Source organism: Hydrogenophaga flava NBRC 102514, from assembly GCF_001571145.1.
In the GTDB taxonomy this organism is placed as follows: Bacteria; Pseudomonadota; Gammaproteobacteria; order Burkholderiales; family Burkholderiaceae_C; genus Hydrogenophaga; species Hydrogenophaga flava.
Map to the genome: position 1 here is coordinate 1 of NZ_BCTF01000053.1, position 4,357 is coordinate 4,357.

Annotated in this window: 4 protein-coding genes; 3 read left to right on the forward strand and 1 reads right to left on the reverse strand. The window is 62.6% G+C overall.

The annotated features are described in order from the left end of the window. Positions 1 to 167: 167 nt before the first annotated feature. Both HFL01S_RS24240 and HFL01S_RS24245 read left to right on the forward strand, forming a co-directional pair. On the forward strand, positions 168 to 635 hold the full coding sequence (locus HFL01S_RS24240; protein WP_084383628.1) for a cache domain-containing protein: 468 nt from the start codon (positions 168 to 170) through the stop codon (positions 633 to 635). Positions 636 to 730: 95 nt separating this feature from the next. Further along, positions 731 to 2,284: a methyl-accepting chemotaxis protein gene (locus tag HFL01S_RS24245; protein WP_066263892.1), complete on the forward strand. Its 1,554-nt coding sequence runs from the start codon at positions 731 to 733 to the stop codon at positions 2,282 to 2,284. Between the two features lie 57 nt (positions 2,285 to 2,341). On the opposite strand, the gene HFL01S_RS24250 is transcribed toward HFL01S_RS24245, so the two are convergent. Beyond that, positions 2,342 to 3,352, reverse strand: coding sequence for a ZIP family metal transporter (locus HFL01S_RS24250; RefSeq protein WP_066263894.1), 1,011 nt, complete (start codon positions 3,350 to 3,352; stop codon positions 2,342 to 2,344). A 211-nt stretch (positions 3,353 to 3,563) separates the two neighbouring features. Here HFL01S_RS24250 and HFL01S_RS24255 point away from each other — a divergent pair. Then, positions 3,564 to 4,357 (forward strand): sulfate ABC transporter substrate-binding protein (locus HFL01S_RS24255; RefSeq protein WP_066263896.1); only part of this gene is annotated, 794 nt, incomplete at its 3' end.

Consider the following 4,357-nt stretch of genomic DNA (forward strand, 5'->3'; position numbering starts at 1 on the left):
GGGCAGCTGCCCGCTACCTTCCGAGATGGGATTTGCGGGTGTTTGCCCGTGTTGTTTCCGGCTAAAGCCAGCGGGACTTGGGTCGATAGTTCTGGCACGACCAACGTCGCAGTGAGGCCGCGTTGTGAGCGAGCCCACAACTTTTTTACCAATTTCGGAGCTTACAAATGATTCGTCGTCATGCTTTGTCCGCCGTGTTCACCACCGTTGCTCTCTTCGCAATGGGTTCCCCTGCTTTGGCCGAAGATCGCGGCAGCAAAGATGAAGCCATGCAGATGGTCAACGCGGCTTTTGACCACATGAAAAAGGCCGGGGACACCAAAGCATTGGACGACTTCACCAAAGACAAGGCCACTTGGGTCAAGAAGGACCTGTATGTGTTCGTCTTTGATACCAAGGGCACCTTCATCGCCCATGGGGCCAACGACAAGCTGGTGGGTCGCGACATGAGCAACATGAAGGACGCCAACGGCAAGGCCATCTTCCCTGCCATGAAGGAGGTCGTGGCCAAGGGAACGGGCTGGGTGGACTACGACTGGGCCCATCCGCAAACCAAGAAGGTTGAAGGAAAGAGCTCGTACGTTCGCCAGACCCCGGATGGAAAAGGTCTGATTGGCGTCGGCATCTATCGCTGAGCTGCTTGTTTTAAGCGCGCACCGCGTGCAGCACACGCTGCTGCGGTGCTCGCGGCGCATCGCAAGATTCCAATGCTGTCGTTCGGAAAGATGTCATGAAACTGCTCAACCGGCTCTCTTTGGGTGCCAAGCTATCACTTGCGCCTTTGGTGGCGATCACCTCCCTGGTCATCGTGGCCTTGCTGACCACCTGGCTCGGTATGCGCCTGCTGGAGGCGCAGCGCGCCATGAATGAGGTCAACATGCCCAGAATGGAGCGCATCCAGGCATTGGATGGCGCGATCAAGGGGCTTCAGGGGCAGGTCATGCAGACGCTGTCCTGGGAGTCCATTGGGCAGAAGGCCGAACGCATTGCGGAACTGGACAGCCGCATCTTGAAAGAGCTGGACCAGTACCGCAAAGAGCTCCAGAGTGTCGCGGACGACCCGGGCATATCGACCGAGCAGCGCACCCAGGTGGCGGAGCTGTCAAAGGTGTTCGATGTCTATGACAAGACCGTCCGCGAGACGCTGGACATCAAGAGCGCTGGGGTGGCCACGGCGGCCAGCTTCGTGTTTACTCTGGACGCCGAGTATGCGAATGCCTCCAAGCTCTTGCGCGACATGGTCACGGCCGAGAAGGCAGGTGTGGCGAACCTGGTGAGTTCCAACCAGGAATCCGCTCTGGGCGGTGCCATGTTCCTGCTGGTCGTCATGGTGGTGGCGGTTTCCGTGTCCGTGCTGTTGTCGTGGGCGACCCACCGTGCAATCGTGCAACCCCTGCGCAGGGCATCCGACTTTGCCCGCACGGTCGCCGAAGGCGATCTCACGAAATCGATGGAGGTGCCCTCTCGTGATGTGGTGGGTGATCTGGTGCAATCCATGAACGACATGCGCAAGCGGTTGCTTGAGCTTGTGTCCGGCGTTCGCGAGTCGGCTGAAAACGTGGCGACCGCATCGGCAGAGATCGCCAGCGGCAACGCAGACCTTTCAACTCGCACAGAGTCGCAGGCCGCGTCTCTGGAGGAGACCTCGGCATCCATGCAGCAAATGGTGGATGCCATCGCACGCAGCGCTGAAACGGCCAGCAGTGCCGCCCAGTTGTCTGGTTCGGCTCTGAATGTGGCAAACGACGGTGGATCTGTGGTGGCTCAGGTGGTGGAGACCATGCAGAGAATCACCGACAGCAGCCGGAAGATGGCCGAGATCATCGCTGTGATCGATGGCATCGCCTTTCAGACCAACATCCTTGCGCTCAATGCCGCAGTCGAGGCCGCACGGGCCGGAGAGCAGGGGCGCGGGTTTGCTGTTGTGGCAGGGGAGGTGCGCTCGTTGGCACAACGTTCCGCACAGGCTGCGAAAGAGATCAAGACCCTTATCGACGTTTCGGTCGAACGTGTGGACGAAGGACAGTCGCTGGTTCAGGTGGCTGGCAAGACCATGAGTGAAATCGTGGGACAGGTGAACCAGGTCAGTCAGCTGATTGCAGAGATCAACACGTCCAGCACCGCGCAAGCCATGAGTGCTCGTGAAATCAACCAGGCCGTGGTGTCCCTGGACCAGGGTACGCAGCAGAACGCCGCACTGGTGGAGGAAAGCGCAGCAGCCTCTGAAAGCCTCAAGAGACAGTCCGCCGATCTCATTTCGCTGATGGCGGTTTTTCGTACCTGATTCTTTGCAGGTACCCTGCCCGCCCAGGGCATCGGTGCCAGATGGCTTCTTCGTTGCTCAGACCATCGAGTTGAGCAGCATCATGAAGATGAAACCCGCCATCAGCGTGACCGATGCCATGCCCTCGAAGCCGTTGCGGTGCGTCTCGGGAATGATTTCGTGGCTGACCACGAACAGCATGGCGCCGGCCGCGACCGCCAGGCCCACCGGGTAGAGGGCCGGCACGCTGCCGAGCACTGCCAGGCCGACGATGGCGCCGAAGGGTTCGGCCAGACCCGACAGCGCCGCCACCGCCCACGAGCGGCCGGTGCTCTGGCCCAGGGTGCGCAGGGCCATGGCCACGATCAAGCCCTCGGGCATGTTCTGCAGGCCGATCGCCAGCGCCACCGGGGCACCTGCATTCACCGCCACCCCACCATCGATACCCAGCGCGCTGCCCGCATAGGCCGCGCCTACGGCCAGGCCTTCGGGTACGTTGTGGATCAGGATCGCCAGCACCATCAGCCATGCGCGCTGGCCGGCGGTGTGATCGTTCGCCAGATGCATCGCGTGGCCAGCAGCGGCGGGTGGTAGCACCGCGTGTTCGTGCGGGGTGACGCGGTCGATGGCGAGCATCAGCGCCATGCCCAGGACCAGGCCCAGAGCAGTGAGGCCGGCTGCGCCGGCACCCGTGGTGGCCATGAGCGCGCGGCCTGCGTCCAGCGAGGGCAGCAGCAGCGCGAAGAAGGCCGCGGCCAGCATCACGCCCGCGGCGAAGGCCATGAAGGCCGCTTCCTGCCGCTTGCCCAGGCGCTCCACCAGAAAGACGGGCAGGGCGCCCACCGCGGTGGCCATGGCCGCCAGGAACGAGGCCTGCACGCCGGCCGTCATGCCGCTGCTGGCGCCGGTGGCGTCCCACCAGAGGCGGGTGGGGGTCCAGAAGGTGCTGCCTGCGGCCAGCCCAGCCATGACGAGCAGGCCCGCGCCCAGGGCCAGCAGGGCGTTGCGCAGCGCATGCGGTGGCACCGGCAGTTCCAGCTGCTGCATCTGCAACCAGACGGGGCGGACTTGGCGGATCAGGGCGGTCATGACAGGTCTCCAGCGAGGCAATCGGTAGTGGCTGGTAGTTTGTCAAAAACTATCATTTAAGGCCATTTGATTGTCCGAATGAAAGTGATAGACGGCTGTGGTGAGGTTGTTCAGTTGATTTGGTAATAAACAACTGAAAACGTATTCATTCCAGTTTTGATGACCTGCTTTCATGATCCGCTCCCTTGATCACCCCATCCGGAGCAACACCATGAACACCCGCCGCCACTTCACCACTTCGCTCATCGCAGCCGCCGCGCTGGCGAGCGCCGCCGGTACCGCCTGGGCCCAGCCCGCCCCAGTGACCCTGCTCAACGTGTCCTACGACCCGACCCGCGAGCTGTACGTCGAGGTCAATGCCGCGTTCACCAAGTACTGGAAGGGCAAGACCGGCCAGGACGTGACCATCAAGCAAAGCCACGGCGGCTCGGGCAAGCAGGCCCGTTCCATCATCGACGGCCTGGACGCCGACGTCGCCACCCTGGCCCTGGCCGGCGACACCGACGCGCTGCACACCAACGGCAGCTACATCCCCAGGGACTGGCAGAAGCGCCTGCCGCACAACAGCTCGCCATACACCTCCACCATCGTGCTGGTGACCCGTGCCGGCAACCCCAAGAACATCAAGGACTGGGACGATCTGGTCCGCCCCGACGTCAAGGTCATCACGCCCAACCCCAAGACCTCCGGCGGCGCCCGCTGGAACTACCTGGCGGCCTGGGAATTCGCCAAGCGAAAGTACGGCGGCGACGCGAAGGCCAAGGAGTTCATCTCCCGGCTGTACGCCAACGTGCCGGTGCTCGACACGGGCGCGCGCGGTTCTTCGGTGACCTTCGCGCAGCGCAACCAGGGCGACGTGTTCATCAGCAGGGAGAACGAGGCCTACCTGCTGGAGAAGGAGTTCGGCAGCAAGGTGGATTTCGTCTACCCCTCGCTGTCCATCCTGGCCGAGCCGGCCGTGACCGTGGTCGACAAGAACGTGGACAAGAAGGGCACGCGCGCCGT